General features: G+C 47.4%; 10 protein-coding genes, 20 tRNA genes and 1 rRNA gene. 29 read left to right on the top strand and 2 right to left on the bottom strand.

Annotated elements, in window-relative coordinates:
* The 26 genes from rrf to LQ247_RS16980 all read left to right on the top strand — a co-directional run.
* A 5S ribosomal RNA gene (gene rrf, locus LQ247_RS22360) occupies window positions 1-77 on the top strand; the annotation flags it as partial.
* Window positions 78-778: 701 nt separating this feature from the next.
* Window positions 779-854, top strand: a tRNA-Val gene (locus LQ247_RS16860).
* A gap of 15 nt (window positions 855-869) precedes the next feature.
* Window positions 870-945 (top strand) — tRNA-Thr (locus LQ247_RS16865).
* Between the two features lie 81 nt (window positions 946-1026).
* Window positions 1027-1102: transfer RNA gene (locus LQ247_RS16870), tRNA-Lys, on the top strand.
* A gap of 7 nt (window positions 1103-1109) precedes the next feature.
* A tRNA-Leu gene (locus LQ247_RS16875) sits at window positions 1110-1194 on the top strand.
* A gap of 15 nt (window positions 1195-1209) precedes the next feature.
* A tRNA-Gly gene (locus LQ247_RS16880) sits at window positions 1210-1281 on the top strand.
* An 11-nt stretch (window positions 1282-1292) separates the two neighbouring features.
* A tRNA-Arg gene (locus tag LQ247_RS16885) sits at window positions 1293-1369 on the top strand.
* Between the two features lie 10 nt (window positions 1370-1379).
* A tRNA-Pro gene (locus LQ247_RS16890) sits at window positions 1380-1456 on the top strand.
* A 6-nt stretch (window positions 1457-1462) separates the two neighbouring features.
* A tRNA-Ala gene (locus LQ247_RS16895) sits at window positions 1463-1535 on the top strand.
* 25 nt (window positions 1536-1560) lie between these two features.
* Window positions 1561-1634 (top strand) — tRNA-Met (locus tag LQ247_RS16900).
* 5 nt (window positions 1635-1639) lie between these two features.
* Window positions 1640-1716: transfer RNA gene (locus LQ247_RS16905), tRNA-Ile, on the top strand.
* 7 nt (window positions 1717-1723) lie between these two features.
* A tRNA-Ser gene (locus tag LQ247_RS16910) sits at window positions 1724-1816 on the top strand.
* Window positions 1817-1840: 24 nt separating this feature from the next.
* Window positions 1841-1917 (top strand) — tRNA-Met (locus tag LQ247_RS16915).
* A gap of 22 nt (window positions 1918-1939) precedes the next feature.
* A tRNA-Asp gene (locus LQ247_RS16920) sits at window positions 1940-2016 on the top strand.
* A 9-nt stretch (window positions 2017-2025) separates the two neighbouring features.
* Window positions 2026-2101, top strand: a tRNA-Phe gene (locus LQ247_RS16925).
* A 22-nt stretch (window positions 2102-2123) separates the two neighbouring features.
* Window positions 2124-2199: transfer RNA gene (locus tag LQ247_RS16930), tRNA-His, on the top strand.
* Window positions 2200-2207: 8 nt separating this feature from the next.
* A tRNA-Gly gene (locus LQ247_RS16935) sits at window positions 2208-2281 on the top strand.
* Window positions 2282-2293: 12 nt separating this feature from the next.
* Window positions 2294-2370, top strand: a tRNA-Ile gene (locus LQ247_RS16940).
* A 6-nt stretch (window positions 2371-2376) separates the two neighbouring features.
* Window positions 2377-2451 (top strand) — tRNA-Asn (locus tag LQ247_RS16945).
* 1 nt (window position 2452) lies between these two features.
* Window positions 2453-2543 (top strand) — tRNA-Ser (locus LQ247_RS16950).
* A 12-nt stretch (window positions 2544-2555) separates the two neighbouring features.
* Window positions 2556-2627: transfer RNA gene (locus tag LQ247_RS16955), tRNA-Glu, on the top strand.
* Between the two features lie 184 nt (window positions 2628-2811).
* On the top strand, window positions 2812-4695 hold the full coding sequence (gene glgB / locus LQ247_RS16960; protein WP_231006328.1) for a 1,4-alpha-glucan branching enzyme: 1884 nt from the start codon (window positions 2812-2814) through the stop codon (window positions 4693-4695).
* Entirely contained in the window at window positions 4692-5831 is a 1140-nt protein-coding gene (locus LQ247_RS16965; RefSeq protein WP_023855806.1) for a glucose-1-phosphate adenylyltransferase, read from the top strand. Before glgB ends, LQ247_RS16965 begins: the two co-directional genes overlap by 4 nt.
* Before the next feature lie 26 nt (window positions 5832-5857).
* The gene (locus LQ247_RS16970; RefSeq protein WP_023855807.1) at window positions 5858-6886 is read left to right on the top strand and encodes a sugar phosphate nucleotidyltransferase; all 1029 of its coding nucleotides are present in this window, start codon (window positions 5858-5860) and stop codon (window positions 6884-6886) included.
* Window positions 6883-8364 carry a glycogen synthase GlgA gene (glgA, locus tag LQ247_RS16975; RefSeq protein ID WP_051967034.1) on the top strand — a complete coding sequence of 494 codons (1482 nt, stop codon included), beginning with the start codon at window positions 6883-6885 and terminating at the stop codon, window positions 8362-8364. Before LQ247_RS16970 ends, glgA begins: the two co-directional genes overlap by 4 nt.
* Complete coding sequence (locus LQ247_RS16980; RefSeq protein ID WP_095290776.1) at window positions 8325-10724, top strand: glycogen/starch/alpha-glucan phosphorylase; 2400 nt, start codon at window positions 8325-8327, stop codon at window positions 10722-10724. Before glgA ends, LQ247_RS16980 begins: the two co-directional genes overlap by 40 nt.
* 33 nt (window positions 10725-10757) lie before the next feature.
* Here the strand turns inward: LQ247_RS16980 and LQ247_RS16985 are convergent, their stop codons facing one another.
* Together LQ247_RS16985 and LQ247_RS16990 are read right to left on the bottom strand one after the other, a co-directional pair.
* Window positions 10758-11510, bottom strand: coding sequence for a TraR/DksA C4-type zinc finger protein (locus LQ247_RS16985; protein WP_023855810.1), 753 nt, complete (start codon window positions 11508-11510; stop codon window positions 10758-10760).
* A gap of 107 nt (window positions 11511-11617) precedes the next feature.
* A complete protein-coding gene (locus tag LQ247_RS16990; RefSeq protein WP_020452697.1) occupies window positions 11618-12550 on the bottom strand; it encodes a 1,4-dihydroxy-2-naphthoate polyprenyltransferase in 933 nt (310 codons plus the stop codon).
* A 268-nt stretch (window positions 12551-12818) separates the two neighbouring features.
* Here LQ247_RS16990 and LQ247_RS16995 point away from each other — a divergent pair, with 268 nt between their 5' ends.
* Genes LQ247_RS16995 through menH form a run of 3 tightly spaced genes read left to right on the top strand, consistent with a single transcriptional unit; the run spans window position 12819 to window position 16791 of the window.
* Entirely contained in the window at window positions 12819-14243 is a 1425-nt protein-coding gene (locus tag LQ247_RS16995; RefSeq protein ID WP_023855811.1) for an isochorismate synthase, read from the top strand.
* Complete coding sequence (menD, locus tag LQ247_RS17000; protein ID WP_205802148.1) at window positions 14240-15982, top strand: 2-succinyl-5-enolpyruvyl-6-hydroxy-3-cyclohexene-1-carboxylic-acid synthase; 1743 nt, start codon at window positions 14240-14242, stop codon at window positions 15980-15982. Before LQ247_RS16995 ends, menD begins: the two co-directional genes overlap by 4 nt.
* Entirely contained in the window at window positions 15970-16791 is an 822-nt protein-coding gene (menH, locus tag LQ247_RS17005) for a 2-succinyl-6-hydroxy-2,4-cyclohexadiene-1-carboxylate synthase (protein ID WP_025810960.1), read from the top strand. Before menD ends, menH begins: the two co-directional genes overlap by 13 nt.

Raw genomic sequence — 16791 nt, forward strand, 5'->3', positions numbered from 1 at the left:
CCGAACACGGAAGTTAAGCTCTTCAGCGCCGATGGTAGTTGGGGGATTCCCCCTGTGAGAGTAGGACGCCGCCAAGCACTTAAAAAGACCAGCTGATATCAGCTGGTCTTTTTTGTTGACGTTCAATCATGGATATAGCGCTTTTAACCCTTCAGTGATCCGCGAAACTGCGAAACAATAGGCTTGCTTTCGCCTCTTCAGGCTCGCGATCTGGCGGTTCAGTGCGAATTCCATAGGGAAATATGGAGTCAATCAACACATCGGCATGTATAAGATCAGTGATGTAAGGCAGTGAAACTCATGCAAATAGAGGAGCAAAAGATGGATGTTCCGGAAAAGGGATTTTGAGGTATTGAACAGTTTTAAAATTGACAAATGAAGGCATATATTTTGAGCCGTACAACACTCATTTTCAAAACACGCCGCTTGGTATTAAGAGTTGGGATAGAGAGAGTCGAGAAGCCAAATACATTGCTTATCGCTCGAAAAGGACTTAAAAATGTTTTGAAAAAATCAATTCGAATACAAATTTGCTATGGGGAAAAGACAGGAATTCACGGAGCGTCTGAAGAACCTATTATAAGCAGTACATAGGGATAAATGTTGCTCTGAAGCTTTTGATGCAATATACGGATTAAGCGGAACGATGTGTGCACATTCGTCTTGTTATGATAGAACAAACTGAAAATAAAATTTTTTTAATATAGCCTTTACAAATGGGTGTATTCCCGTATATAATAGTCCTTGTCAGATCGAGAGTTACTCCAACAACTGACGAGGAGGATTAGCTCAGCTGGGAGAGCATCTGCCTTACAAGCAGAGGGTCGGCGGTTCGATCCCGTCATCCTCCACCATTCATTTTGGAATGGGCCGGTGTAGCTCAATTGGTAGAGCAACTGAATCGTAATCAGTAGGTTGGGGGTTCAAGTCCTCTTGCCGGCACCACGATTTTATGATACAATATAAAAGTTGCTGAAAAAAGACAGATAGCTTTCGAAAAAGTCTTCAGTTTTCATTGCAGTATTGGAGCCATTAGCTCAGTTGGTAGAGCATCTGACTTTTAATCAGAGGGTCGAAGGTTCGAGTCCTTCATGGCTCACCATTTTCATGCGGATGTGGCGGAATTGGCAGACGCGCTAGAATCAGGCTCTAGTGTCTTTTAAAGACGTGGGGGTTCAAGTCCCTTCATCCGCATTGCCAATCTATTTTGCGGAAGTAGTTCAGTGGTAGAACACCACCTTGCCAAGGTGGGGGTCGCGGGTTCGAATCCCGTCTTCCGCTTGATCATCTATGCGCCCGTAGCTCAATTGGATAGAGCGTTTGACTACGGATCAAAAGGTTAGGGGTTCGACTCCTCTCGGGCGCGCCATTATGTGTAACGGGAAGTAGCTCAGCTTGGTAGAGCACATGGTTTGGGACCATGGGGTCGCAGGTTCGAATCCTGTCTTCCCGACCATTCTTTGGGGCCTTAGCTCAGCTGGGAGAGCGCCTGCTTTGCACGCAGGAGGTCAGCGGTTCGATCCCGCTAGGCTCCACTTTGTTATCTTTAATATTCACCATGGCGGTGTAGCTCAGCTGGCTAGAGCGTACGGTTCATACCCGTGAGGTCGGGGGTTCGATTCCCTCCGCCGCTATTAAAGGACCTTTAGCTCAGTTGGTTAGAGCAGACGGCTCATAACCGTCCGGTCGTAGGTTCGAGTCCTACAAGGTCCACCATTGTTACGGAGGAATACCCAAGTCTGGCTGAAGGGATCGGTCTTGAAAACCGACAGGGGTGTCAAAGCCCGCGGGGGTTCGAATCCCTCTTCCTCCGCCATATATCTATTATTGTTTTGATCATCGCGGGGTGGAGCAGTTCGGTAGCTCGTCGGGCTCATAACCCGAAGGTCGCAGGTTCAAATCCTGCCCCCGCAACCAAATTTAAATTCATTGCCAAAATGGTCCGGTAGTTCAGTTGGTTAGAATGCCTGCCTGTCACGCAGGAGGTCGCGGGTTCGAGTCCCGTCCGGACCGCCATTTAATAAAGGCTCGGTAGCTCAGTTGGTAGAGCAACGGACTGAAAATCCGTGTGTCGGCGGTTCGATTCCGTCCCGAGCCACCATTTTACAATTTTATATATTGCGGCGGTTGTGGCGAAGTGGTTAACGCACCAGATTGTGGCTCTGGCATTCGTGGGTTCGATTCCCATCAACCGCCCCATGCGAAATGCGGGTGTAGTTTAGTGGTAAAACCTCAGCCTTCCAAGCTGATGTCGTGGGTTCGATTCCCATCACCCGCTCCATTTGCATATCATGGGCCTGTAGCTCAGCTGGTTAGAGCGCACGCCTGATAAGCGTGAGGTCGATGGTTCGAGTCCATTCAGGCCCACCATGATATTCCGCAGTAGCTCAGTGGTAGAGCTATCGGCTGTTAACCGATCGGTCGCAGGTTCGAATCCTGCCTGCGGAGCCATGGAGAAGTACTCAAGTGGCTGAAGAGGCGCCCCTGCTAAGGGTGTAGGTCGCGTAAGCGGCGCGAGGGTTCAAATCCCTCCTTCTCCGCCATTTTTTTAATAAGGCCCGTTGGTCAAGTGGTTAAGACACCGCCCTTTCACGGCGGTAACACGGGTTCGAATCCCGTACGGGTCATCATGTTAAACTCTGCATCATTATGATGCGGAGTTTTTTTATGCCTGTAAGACTTCAGTCAATGTTCAAAAAGGATATTGTTGAACTTTGTCAATAAAAAGAAGCGCTTTCATGAAAGGGATCAAGCCATATTATGCGAATAAAAGAGTAATCTTTAAATATAGTGGCAGAAAGGATGAAATCAATGGCTGGTGTGAGTGCCTCGGATATTAAAGCGCATCTCTTTCATGACGGTCGGCTTTATGAATGCTACAGATTTTTCGGCGCTCATCAAATGGAACAGGACGGCCGCCAAGGTTTTCGCTTCTGTGTTTGGGCCCCTCATGCGAAGGAAGTTCGAATCGCCGGAACGTTTAACGGCTGGTCCGGTGCCCGGCATCAAATGGAGAAGCGTCATCAGGAAGGCATATGGGAACTGTTTATCCCCGGCATCGGAGAAGGGGAGCTGTATAAATATGAAATGATCACAGCCGCAAATGAAACAAAATTGAAGGCCGATCCCTATGCTTTTTTTTCTGAAGTCAGGCCGAAAACGGCATCGATCACTTATCAATTGGCCGGATACCCATGGGGCGATCGAAAGTGGCAAAAGAAAAAGAAACAAAAAAACGTATATGAAAAACCGATTTCCATCTACGAGCTTCATGTCGGTTCGTGGAAAAAGAAAGCGGATGGGCGTTTTTTCACATACCGGGAACTGAGCGAAACAGTCATTCCTTACGTTAAAGAACACGGATTCACACATATCGAGCTGATGCCGTTGACAGAGCACCCGTTTGACCGTTCATGGGGCTATCAGACAACGGGGTACTACAGTCCGACGAGCAGATATGGCGAACCGCATGACTTGATGTATTTTATCGACCAGTGCCATCAGCATGAAATCGGCGTCATTATGGATTGGGTTCCCGGCCATTTCTGCAAAGATGACCACGGCTTGTATTTGTTTGACGGTATGCCGCTGTATGAATATTCACATGAGCATGACAGGGAAAATTGGGAATGGGGGACCGCCAATTTTGACCTCGGAAAACGAGAAGTTCGCAGTTTTTTAATCTCGAATGCGTTGTATTGGATCGAGATGTATCATATAGATGGATTTCGAGTCGATGCAGTTGCAAACCTCCTGTATTGGCCAAACCGTCCTCAGCCTGAAGCGAACGGCTTTGCCGTCGAATTTATTCAAACTTTAAATGAACAGGTTTTTGCAAAAGATCCCCACTTTTTAATGATTGCTGAGGACTCCACAGACTGGCCGCTTGTGACGCATCCGACCTATGCAGGCGGTCTCGGGTTTAATTATAAGTGGAATATGGGTTGGATGAACGATGTATTAACCTATATGGAAGCTTCCCCAGAACAAAGAAAACACCTGCATCATCTTGTTTCATTCTCCTTAATGTATGCCTACTCAGAAAATTACATCCTGCCGTTCTCCCATGATGAAGTGGTATACGGCAAAAAGTCTCTGCTTCATAAGATGCCCGGCGATTACTGGCAGAAATTCGCCCAGTACCGCCTGCTGATCAGTTATTTTACGCTGCACCCGGGAAAAAAACTTCTCTTTATGGGCGGTGAGTTTGCTCAATTTGATGAATGGAAAGACGAAGAAGAGCTCGATTGGTTCTTGGACGATTTTGACATGCACTGCAAGGCCCGGATGTTTACAAAGGAGGCTCTTCACCTCTACAAAAAAAGCCGTATTCTGTATGAAAATGATCATCGGCAGCAAGGATTCGAGTGGATTGACGTCAACAATGCGGAACAGTCGATTGTATCGTTTATCCGCTATGGAAAACAGCCCGGTGAAGCGTTGATTATCGTCTGCAATTTTACGCCTTCCGTTTATCACGAATATCAGGTCGGCGTCCCTTTTCAAACCGAATATATCGAAGTGCTTAACAGCGATGATGTAAAATACGGAGGTTCACACCAAATCAACCCGAAACGCCTTCAAGCAAAAGCAGGCGTTCTGCACGGCAAACCATACAGCATCAGCATGACAGTCCCTCCGCTGGGAGCTGCGGTTTTCAGAGCAGTCAAAAAGAGAGGAGCGAAAAAGGGATGAAAGAACAATGTGTGGCTATGCTTTTGGCTGGCGGCAAGGGAAGCAGGCTGAATGCCTTAACGAAAAACCTCGCAAAACCGGCCGTTCCATTTGGCGGCAAGTACAGAATCATCGATTTTGCCCTCAGCAACTGCGCCAACTCGGGAATTCATCATGTCGGTGTGCTGACTCAATACCAACCGCTTTTATTAAACTCATATATCGGCATCGGCGAGCCATGGGATCTTGACCGCAATGACGGCGGGGTCTCCATTTTATCCCCTTATGCAGAAGCGTCAGAAGTGAAGTGGTACAAAGGAACGGCAAGCGCGATTTATGAAAACCGCCATTTTTTAAAAGAGCTTCAGCCTGAACATGTACTCATCCTATCAGGAGATCATATCTACAAAATGGATTACGGAAAAATGCTCGAATACCACGTGGAGAAACAGGCTGACGCCACCATTGCCGTCATCGAAGTGAGCTGGGCAGAAGCCGGCCGTTTCGGTATTCTTCATACGAATGACAAGATGGAGATTACAAGCTTCGAGGAAAAGCCGAAGTACCCGAAGAGCAACTTGGCATCGATGGGTGTCTACGTTTTCAAATGGAGCGTGCTTGAAGAGGCGCTTGAACGCGATGAAAAAAAATCCGGCTCAAGCCACGATTTCGGTAAAGATATCATACCGGCTCTTCTCGAGGAAAAGAAGCAGCTGAACGCTTATCCGTTTAAAGGATACTGGAAGGATGTCGGTACGGTCAGAAGTTTATGGGAAGCTAATATGGATCTGCTTGGAGATCATCCTCCACTTGACCTGTTCGAACGGAACTGGCGGATTTATTCCGTCGCTCCGAACCTACCGCCGCAGTTTGTTGCCGAGCAGGCGGACATCAAAGAATCGCTCATTAGCGAAGGGTGCGCCGTATATGGGGCTGTCACCCGTTCGGTTATCTTTCAGCGCGTTGCAATCGGCAGACATTCCGCGATCAAACGTTCAGTCGTGATGCATGACGTTTCAATTGGAGAGCATGTTGAGATCGAAAATGCTATTGTATCGGCAGGAATACGAATTCCGGACGGATTTCACGCGAAGGCGGAAGATGGCGAAATCCTGCTGATCACAGAGGAATATGTCAAAAAACATAAGGTTGTTTAAACAACACGGAGAGGCGGATGGTGCCAATGAATAAACAAATGCTGGGGATTATTGATGCAGCTGTCAACCAGCACTCTCTTCAGGATTTAACGGCCGGACGTTCGATCGGAGCCGTTCCGTTTGCAGGAAGGTACCGGCTGATCGATTTTGCGTTGTCAGGCATGGTTCATGCAGGCATTCGGAGTGTCGCTGTATTTTCCAAGTCTCCGTACCGTTCCTTGATGGATCATTTAGGATCGGGAAAAGAGTGGGATTTAAACAGGAAAAGGGACGGTCTTTTCTTTCTTCCGTCTTCGATTCCCCATGATGAGCATGTCGGGCTTGGTTCGTTTCGGCAATTTGCCGAGCATCTCGATTATTTTCAAAGAAGTACTCAGCCATATGCTGCTGTGGCAAACAGCTATACGGTCTGTCACATTCCTTTTCAAGAAGTGCTCAACCAGCACCTTGAATCTGGGTGTGATCTGACTGAAGTTTGTCAAGAAGGAAAACCTTTAGGTTTGTATGTCACGAAAAAAAGTCTGTTGAGGGAGATGGTTGAAGGGCATTGCGCCGGAGGAGCGCAATCTTTTGAGGAAGTCTGCCGGAAAGAGCGTGGTTCGCTATCCGTCAACAGCTATGAGCATTCGGGGTATACCGCCGTGATCGACTCTCCTGAAAGCTACCTTTTTCATAGTTTGAACCTCATCCAGCCTGTGTTTCGGGAGCAAGTCTTTCATATGAGCCAGCCTGTCTACACAAAAATAAAAAACGATCCTCCAGTAAAATACGCTAAAAACAGCAGGGTAAAGCAATCGATTATCGCTAACGGCTGCGTCATCGAAGGCGAGGTTGAAAATTCGGTCTTGTTCAGAGGAGTTCACGTAGGAAAAGGAACGACCATTAAAAACAGCGTGATTATGCAAAAAACAAGGATTGGAGAAAACTGCCGACTGGAGCACGTCATCTGCGACAAGGATGTCAAAGTCGGCCATCATATCGAAATGTCCGGCACTATGAGCCTCCCTTTCATCATAAAAAAAGGAGCCGTACAAGGAGCGCTGATGAACTCTTGAAAGTCTTATTCGCTGTCTCTGAATGTGTGCCGTTTGTTAAATCAGGCGGGCTCGCCGATGTCGCCGGTGCGCTCCCGAAAGAACTCGCCCTTTTAGGAATAGAAACGGCTGTCATGATGCCGAAATACAGCTTGATTGCGGAAGATTTCAGAAGAAGGATGGTTAAAACGGCTGAATGCGAAGTTCGCGTCGGGTGGCGCAGGCAGTTTTGCGGCATTGAACACCTTGAACATGACGGAATTTCTTATTATTTTCTAGATCATGAGTATTATTTTAACCGGGATTCCCTCTACGGCCATTATGATGATGGAGAACGGTTTGCTTTTTTCTCGCGGGCCGTTTTGGAAGCATTATACGCGCTGAATTTTGATGCTGATGTCATCCATACCCATGATTGGCACGCAGGGATGATCAATTATTTATTAAAAGAGGAATATCAAAAAAAACCGTTCTATCAGCGCATGAAAAGCGTATTCACCATTCATAACCTTCAATTTCAGGGGATTTTTCCGAAGGAAGCGGTCCATGACTTGCTCGGCCTTGACATTTCCCACTTCACAACGGAAAAGCTCGAGTTTTATGGACACATCAATTATATGAAAGGCGGCATTATTGCCGCTGATCAGGTGACAACGGTCAGTCCGACGTACAGCAATGAAATTTTGACTCCATACTACGGCGAGCGGCTTGAAGGGGTGCTGGCAGACAAGAAGGATGTGCTGACCGGCATTTTAAACGGGATTGATGATGAACTGTACGACCCTTTAAATGATCCTCACATCGATTATCATTACGATGCCGTCAACCGTGACGGAAAACGGAAAAATAAAGCTGTGATCCAGAAGACATTCGGTCTGCCGGTGAATGAAGACATTCCGCTCATCAGCACGGTGACAAGGCTGACGAAGCAAAAAGGCATCGATTTGATCAAGCGGGTATTGCACGAACTGTTTCAAGAAGAAGACATGCAGCTGCTCGTTTTAGGAACCGGAGAAGCGGAATATGAAAATTATTTTCGCTATATGGAGCAGGCTTTTCCGGAGCGGTGCAAGGCGTATATCGGTTTTCATGAACCGCTCAGCCGCAAGATTTATGCCGGCAGCGATCTTTTCCTGATGCCTTCAAAATTCGAGCCGTGCGGTCTTGGGCAGCTGATTGCCCTTAGATACGGAGCGGTTCCGGTTGTCAGGGAAACAGGCGGGCTTCACGATACAGTGACCGCTTACCAGGAAACAAACGGTGAAGGCAACGGTTTTACGTTCGCCCATTTTAACGCCCATGATATGAAGTATACGATTAAAAGAGCACTGTCTATATATCACCGGAAAGAAGAATGGGGCAGTATCGTTCAAAAAGCCATGACACATGATGTCAGCTGGGCTTTGTCAGCCCGTCAGTATCAGCAGTTATACAGCCGGGAGATAAAGGGGGAAGCGCCATGTTCTCGTGTAAAGAAAGCTTTAAACAATGCTTTTTGAAGCGTCTTGAACGGTTGTGCGGAAAAAGCTTTCGGGACTCTTCTACGCTTGACCAGTATCAGACGCTCGGCATCATGGTCAGGGAACATATCAGCGCAAACTGGATCAGGACCAATGAAAGGAGCCGCTCCAACCAAAATAAACAGACCTATTATTTATCGATTGAATTTCTTCTGGGCAGACTGCTCGGCCAAAACCTGCTCAACCTCGGCGTCCGTGAAGTTGTCCAAGAAGGTCTTTCCGAGCTTGGCATTTGTCTTGAAGACATCGAAGAGGCCGAAATGGATGCAGGCCTTGGCAATGGCGGATTGGGCAGGCTCGCGGCGTGCTTTTTGGATTCACTGGCTTCGCTCGACCTTCCCGGGCATGGGATGGGGATTCGCTACAAGCATGGCTTTTTCGAACAAAAAATCGTTGACGGTCATCAAGTCGAACTGCCTGAACAATGGCTCAAACATGGGTACGTCTGGGAAATCCGCAACGCCGATCAGGCTGTTTGTGTTCGTTTCGGCGGGCGGGTCAAGATGGCGCAGGAAGGAGGGCGCCTCCGCTTTTGGCAGGAAGAAGCGGAAGTGATGACAGCCGTGCCTTACGACATTCCGATCATCGGCTATGAGACCGAGACGGTCAATACCCTCCGGCTGTGGAATGCGGAGCCTTGCTCGCTCCATCATGAACCGAATATTTTGAAGTATAAGCGCGAGACAGAAGCTGTATCTGAATGCCTGTATCCGGATGACACGCATGACGAAGGCAAGATTCTCCGTTTGAAACAGCAATATTTTTTAGTATCGGCAAGCCTGCAAAGCATTGTGAAATGCTATAAGAAAAATCACCCGTCACTCCATGATTTTCATCAAAAAGTTGCGATCCATATCAATGACACCCACCCCGCTCTGGCTGTGCCGGAATTGATGAGAATTTTGCTTGATGAAGAAAAAATGACGTGGGATGAAGCGTGGCATGTTACCGTACATACGATTTCATATACGAATCATACGACGCTTGCCGAAGCGCTAGAAAAATGGAGGATCGATTTAATTCAACCGCTTCTGCCGAGAATTTTTATGATCATTGAGGAGATCAATGAGCGGTTTTGCGGCTGGCTGTGGGAAAAATACCCGGGTGAATGGGGAAGGATCGAAAAGCTAGCCGTCATCGCCCACGGCGAAGTGAAAATGGCCCATCTGGCGATCGTAGGAAGCTACAGTGTTAACGGCGTAGCCAACATTCATTCAACCATATTAAAAGAGCGGGAAATGAACGACTTTTATTCTGTATTCCCTTTTAAATTCAATAATAAAACGAATGGCATCTCACATAGAAGGTGGCTGTTAAAGGCAAATCCGCCGCTGGCGAACCTGATAACTGAAGCGATAGGAGACAGGTGGCTGAAAGAACCGGAAAGCCTCTTGGATCTTCGTCCGTTTGTGCACGATTCCGCGTTTCTTGAAGCATTTCAGCGCATCAAAAGGGAACGAAAGCAGCTTTTAGCAGACATGATGAAAGGCAGCATCGGATTCGCCATTAATCCTGACAGCATCTTCGATGTTCAAGTCAAGCGTCTCCACGCTTATAAGCGCCAGCTTTTAAATGTGCTCCATATCATGTACTTGTACAACAGGCTGAAGGAAGACAAAGGCTTTGCCATTTATCCGCAAACATTTATTTTCGGGGCAAAAGCATCGCCGACTTATCATTATGCCAAAAAGGTCATTAAACTGATCCATTCAGTCGCAGATAAAATCAATCATGATCCGGATGTCAGACAATCGATCAATGTCATCTTTCTGGAAAATTACCGGGTATCAACCGCCGAGCGTATCTTTCCGGCGTCAGATGTCAGCGAGCAAATATCTGCGGCAAGCAAAGAAGCCTCCGGTACAGGAAACATGAAGTTCATGATCAATGGGGCTTTGACGATCGGCACGCATGACGGCGCCAATATTGAAATGCTTGAGAGGGTGGGGCACGAGTGTATTTACACGTTCGGTTTAAAGGCGGATGAAGTGCTGAACTACACTGAAAAAGGCGGCTATCTGTCAAGGGAATACTATCAGCATGATGCAAGGATCAGACAGACGGCCGATCAGCTGATCAATGGTTTTTTCGAAGGGGAAGCCGGCGAATTTGAGCCGATTTATGACTCGCTGATCGCTTATAATGATGAATACTTTGTTTTAAAAGATTTTGCTTCTTATATTGAAGCACAGGAACGGATTCAAAAAGACTACTTGAATAAGCGTCTTTGGGCCGAAAAAGCCGTCACAAACATCGCGCATGCCGGATATTTTTCAAGTGACCGCACGATCAGGGAGTATGCGGAAGACATTTGGGAAATTGAGCCGTATCACCGCTGAATTTAAAAACGCTAAGCCCCTGACCCGCGGGGCTTAGTCTTCTTCAGTATAAGGATCCTTTTCATAAGCCGGGAGATCACCGAAAGAGGTCATGATGCCTTCTTCATCAAGAAGGTCTTCATATTTTTCGTGTTCTTTCGTCGGGTAGACGGTTACTTCTTTTCCGGTAATGTCTGTTGCGGCATAGTTTTCGTAATCTTCGACATATCCGAGCGGCTCTTCATATTCCATGTACATCTGGCTGTATGAAAGCGGCGGAACGGCCAGATCCTGAGGTGTTTCAGAATTGCCGTAGCGTTCGACGTCCTGGTAAGCGTCTTCTGAATCGTATGCGACGTTTTCGTCGTCTTCGTCTTTTTCAAAATGTCCGAACGGGGGGTTCAGCACTTCTTCTTCAATCGGACGGTCTTTTGAAACGGAGACGGTTGACGAATGTTCGCTGCATGTCGTTGCGGTTGGCAGTACGGACAGCCTTTCATACGGGATATCCTTTCCGCATACCTCACAGCGGCCGTATGTTCCTTTTTCGATCAAAGCCAGAGCATGTTCGATATCGTGCAAATGCTCTCTTTCATGTTCAAAAAGAGCAAGATCTTTTTCGCGTTCGTACAGTTCTGTACCTTCATCTCCTGGATGGTTGTCATAAGCCGAAAGATCGCCCGTCGAGTTGAACGGATGCGTCACATCGATGCCAAAATGTCCGTTTTCTTTAAAGCGGCTGACGATCTGTTCTTTCCCGGCTTTCAGTTCATTTTCGAGTTTTGTCAACTGTTCTTTTGTTAGCACATGCATCGCCTCGTTTCTTTAAAGTGCTCGCGTTTTTAGTATGAACGAATTCAAACAGAACTTTCTTGTAAATAAAAGCAAAAAAAAGAGCCATAAAGGCTCCTTTTTTAAAAAATATACTGAATGAGCAGGGCAATGGCGAGCAAAAGGCCGAAAAAGGTGTTCGTCTGCGCCGTTGATTTCATGGCGACCATCAGATCCGCCGGTTTTTCTTTTTCCTTGAACTCCTGGATGGCTTTAATCGGTTTCGGCAGGCTTAATAGAACAATACAGCTCCATAGAGAAACGATCTCAAAGCCGATGTATATACCGATCAATATATAGGAAACAGCAAAAACCCAGCTCAAAATCTGTACGGCATTTTTTCTTCCAGCCAAAATCGGCAGCGTCTTCCTTCCGTTTTCTTTATCTCCGACCATATCGCGGATATTATTGGAAAGATTGATGCCTCCGACTAAAATCGTAATCGGAAGGGAGATCAGAAAGACGTTCCAAGTCAGCCCGCCAGTCTGAATATAATATGAAATCAGAATGATGACCATTCCCATAAAAACGCCCGACATAATTTCACCGAACGGCGTATAGGAGATTGGAAACGGTCCGCCCGTATAAAGATAGCCGACGGCCATGCATACCAATCCGATCAACGCAAGCCACCAGCTTGAAGAAGCGCAGATGTACAGGCCGAGTAAAACGGCTGCTCCAAACAGTCCGTATGCCAGGTATAATACCGTCTTTGGCTTCATTCCATAGCGGACGATAGCACCGCCGATGCCGACCGAGTTTTCATTATCAAGTCCTCGTACAAAATCAAAATACTCATTGAATAAGTTCGTTCCGATTTGAATTAATATTGATGCGGCCAGCATAGCTAAAAACAGCCAGATATCAATTTTTCCCGATTCAAGGGACATTACGGTCCCGAGCGTTACAGGGACAAAGGCTGCTGTCAGTGTATGGGGTCTTGTTAACATCCACCATACGCGCCATTTTTCCGGCTTTATTTCAGAAACACTCCCTGAAAGTGATTGATGCTGCATATAGTATGACTCCTTTAGTTTTAATACGTACACGTCCATACTAAGTTTAGAAAAAGTTAAAAAAGGTGTCAATATAATGGGTGATATTGTTAGAAAAAAAGCGGCCGTCACGCATTTCGAAAATATTAAATGACCTTGTCTTTTTCAATCGGCCGATTACGTTTATAATAGGTAAGGGCGGTTGTTAATAAAGTGTCGTTTTGTTGACACATACCGTTCACAGGTGTATGGTTATAAAAGCATTTTACGGATTTTGGAGGAATGTATCATGGTGACAACAGTGCAGCGCACTTTCCTAAGGGAAGCGCCTGAAGCATTAAACATCGTCAAAAAAGTCAACCATGCTGTTTTAATAAGTTATTCCAGAAAAATTGAGAGCATAGATGCTCTTTCCTTTTTCATAAATGGGGAAGAACAATTTGCCGGGAAACGGTTCTTCTGGTCTGATCCCGACGGCGGACTGACGCTTGTCGGATTGGGAAAGGAAATTTCGGTTTCCACAGACCTGAAGGATGCCGGACGTTATCAGGCTGTACATGAAAAATGGGAGCGCTTAAAAGAGAAAACCTTTCACTTCCACGAAGATCAATGCACGAGTCAGGCAGCGGTGGGGCCATTGCTGTTTGGCGGTTTTTCATTTGATCCGCTGGAAGATCGCAAGCAGCATTGGAACGGCTACCAGGAAGGCGCTTTTTTTATTCCTACCGCTATGCTGACACAGGACGGAGAGGAAACGTTCATTACGGTCAATAGATGGAAGGCTCCTGAAGAGGATGTGCGCAAAGTACTTGAAGAAATAAAGGGCGCTGCTTCACAGCTGATCAAGGCGGACGCTTCCCGTTATCCCGAAAACGGTCATGCGCGATTTACCGCCAAGGAGGAGCTTGATGTTCCTGAATGGCTTGAAGCGGTCCGGCGGGCGACTGACGACATTAAAAACGGGAAGTACGATAAAGTTGTGCTCGCCAGAGAGATCCTTTTAACGTTCGACCAGCCTGTCGAACTTCACAGAGTATTATTCAATCTGATGTCTGAACAAAAAACGAGCTATATATTCGCTATTGAAGAAAACGGCAAAAGTTTTGTCGGCGCGTCACCTGAACGACTGGTCAAAAAAGACGGAGACAACGTGCTGTCGACCTGCCTTGCCGGTTCAATCAAGAGAGGCGAAAGTGAGCAGGAGGACCGGATGCTCGGTCTTGAGCTGTTAAACGATGAAAAAAACCTTATCGAACACGACATTGTCGTCAATATGATTCATCAGGCGCTATTGTCAAATTGCAGCAATATCAAAAAGCCGGCCAAGCCGGGACTGTACAAAACAAAAAATGTGCAGCATTTGTATACGCCGATTGTCGGCAAAATGAATGCGGAGTCCTCGCTTTTTGATTTAATCGAGAAGCTTCATCCAACTCCTGCACTTGGAGGAGCGCCTCAGCAAAAAGCGATTGAGGTCATCAGAGTGTTGGAGCCGATGTCAAGGGGCTGGTATGCGGCACCGGCGGGCTGGATCGACATGTCCGGCAATGGGGAATTTGCGGTGGCGATCAGGTCAGGACTTATCGATTCAAAAGAGGCCAGAATTTTTGCCGGCTGCGGGGTTGTGGCTGATTCCGATCCTCATATGGAATACGAAGAAACGCAAATTAAGATGAAGCCGATGCTGTCTGCACTTGGAGGCGATATCCGTTGACTGAAAATCCAATTACAAAATATATAGGGAATTTTATTGATGAGCTTTCTCTTGCAGGCGTGACAGAAGCGGTCATCTGCCCGGGATCAAGATCGACGCCCCTTGCGATTTTGGCCGCGAGTCATCCGGACATCAATGTTCATATTCATGTGGATGAAAGATCCGCTGCGTTTTTTGCAATGGGCATGGCAAAAGCTATGCGGAAGCCTGTCGCATTGATCTGTACATCCGGAACAGCTGCGGCGAATTTCTACCCGGCTGTGATCGAAGCTCATTATTCAAGAATACCGCTTATCATCTTAACGGCTGATCGGCCGCATGAACTGAGAGAAGTAGGAGCACCTCAGGCGATTGATCAGCAATTCTTATTCGGAAACTTTGTTAAGTTTTTCACAGACTCGGCTTTGCCTGACAGTCATCCCGAAATGCTGGCGTACATCCGTTCTTTGGCAGCACGCGCAGCCGGAGAAGCCAAAAAAGCGCCGCGCGGACCCGTGCATATCAACTTTCCGCTGAGAGAGCCGCTCATGCCGAACCTTGAGGATGAACCGTTTCAAAGGTTGAGAAACGGCAGTCATGTGGCGGTTGAAAGCGGCCGCTTTCGTGCTGACCGGCATCAGCTTGAAGCGCTGAGCGCTCTGATCAAAGAGACGGAAAAAGGCATGATCGTCTGCGGAGAGCTGCAAGATGATAACGCCAAAGCACATATTGTATCTCTCTCTCAGGCAGCGGGATATCCGATTTTGGCTGACCCGCTTTCAAACTTGAGAAACGGCAGCCATTCAAAAGAAACCATCATCGATGGATACGATTCATTATTGAAAGAAGAACAGCTGAAACGGGAGCTCATGCCTGAGCTAGTCATCCGCTTCGGCGCGATGCCGGTTTCAAAGCCGCTTTTTCAGCTGCTAAAGCAAAATCCGAGCATCAGGCAAATCGTTGTTGACCCAGATGGAGGGTGGCGCGATCCGACTCAGCTCAGTGCACATATGCTGCATTGCGCGGAAGAAGAGGTCGCGGCTGCTGTGGCTTCCGCTGTCCATTCAGAAAAAAGATCAGGCAGCTGGCTGGAGAAATGGCGGTTTGCCAACAGCCGCTTCCGAGCTCTTTTAAGAAATCTTGAAGCTGAGGATCTTACCTTTGAAGGAAATATCTACCGGAACCTGCAGCATTTGATTCCGGAAAACAGTTCCCTGTTTGTCGGAAACAGCATGCCGATCCGCGATGCGGATACATTTTTTGAAAATCAGGAGCGATCATTCCGGATTTTCGCCAATAGAGGGGCAAACGGGATTGACGGCGTTGTCTCGACTGCGCTGGGCATATATGCCGCAACGAAAGAACCGGTAACTCTTGTCATCGGCGATCTGTCTTTTTATCACGATTTAAACGGCCTTCTTGTCAGCAAAACGCTCGACATTCCGCTGACTGTCGTTCTCGTCAACAATGACGGTGGCGGCATTTTCTCATTTCTTCCCCAATCTGCTGAAGAAAGGTACTTCGAGCTCTTGTTCGGAACGCCGACGGGGCTCGAATTCGAGCATGCCGCCAAGCTGTATGGGGGACGCTATGTATGCCCTGAGTCATCCGCTCATTTTGCCGATGCGTATTTGTCCTCCGTCAACCGCCGCGGCTTGGATATCATTGAGGTGAAAACGAAGCGCGATGATCGTGTAGAGCAGCATCGCCGAATGCTTGATTCCGCAATGTATGAAATAAGAAAAGAGTGGCCGTTTTGAAATTAACACTGAAAGACGGCGTTTCCTATAAAATAGAAGACAATGGCCTGTCTGCGGAAAAAACGGCGGTGTTTTTGCATGGCTTTACAGGAAGTGCGGCAACATGGGACGGGATAGACGGCTATTTTCAGGGGCTGCGTCTGATCAAGCTGAACCTGCTCGGACACGGCGGAACAGACTCGCCGGCAGACAGCAGCCGCTACACAACAGAGAAGCAGGCAGCCGATCTGATCGAGATTTTTGATCAGTTAAATGTGAAACAGGCTTACCTCATCGGTTATTCAATGGGCGGCCGGCTTGCCTTATCAGTGGCGATGATTCATCCGGAGCGTGTGTCCGGTCTTGTGCTGGAAAGCAGTTCTCCGGGGCTTGATTCGCCGGAAGAAAGAAAAATGCGCAGGGAGCAGGACAGCCGGCTCAGCAGACGGATACTTGAAGAAGGAATCGAGTCTTTCGTAGATTATTGGGAAGGCATTCCGCTGTTTGCATCCCAGCTGTCAATGGACCCTTCGAAAAGAAAAAAAGTGCGTGAAGAACGTCTGAACAACAATCCGGTCGGGCTTCGAGGCAGCTTAATCGGAATGGGAACCGGATCACAGCCGTCCTGGTGGAACAGATTGAGCGGAATCGATGATCCGGTGCTTCTCATTGCGGGGAGCCTGGATCGGAAATTTATCGCGATCAATGAAAGCATGGCAAAGCGAATTCCAACCGCCCGCCTCGAGATTGTTGAACATACCGGTCATGCGGTTCATGTGGAAGAGCCCGATTTTTTTGGTAAAATAGTAAGTGAATTTATTTTAAAATAG

The organism is Bacillus sp. BS3(2021), from assembly GCF_021043345.1.
Lineage (GTDB): Bacteria > Bacillota > Bacilli > Bacillales > Bacillaceae > Bacillus > Bacillus paralicheniformis.

What these genes read in the sequence shown, in the direction of transcription:
- glgB (WP_231006328.1), top strand. Translation starts at nt 2,812, where the DNA reads ATGGCTGGTGTGAGTGCCTCGGATATTAAAGCGCATCTCTTTCATGAC.
- LQ247_RS16965 (WP_023855806.1), top strand. Translation starts at nt 4,692, where the DNA reads ATGAAAGAACAATGTGTGGCTATGCTTTTGGCTGGCGGCAAGGGAAGC.
- LQ247_RS16970 (WP_023855807.1), top strand. Translation starts at nt 5,858, where the DNA reads ATGAATAAACAAATGCTGGGGATTATTGATGCAGCTGTCAACCAGCAC.
- LQ247_RS16980 (WP_095290776.1), top strand. Translation starts at nt 8,325, where the DNA reads ATGTTCTCGTGTAAAGAAAGCTTTAAACAATGCTTTTTGAAGCGTCTT.
- LQ247_RS16990 (WP_020452697.1), bottom strand. Translation starts at nt 12,550, where the DNA reads ATGCAGCATCAATCACTTTCAGGGAGTGTTTCTGAAATAAAGCCGGAA.
- LQ247_RS16995 (WP_023855811.1), top strand. Translation starts at nt 12,819, where the DNA reads ATGGTGACAACAGTGCAGCGCACTTTCCTAAGGGAAGCGCCTGAAGCA.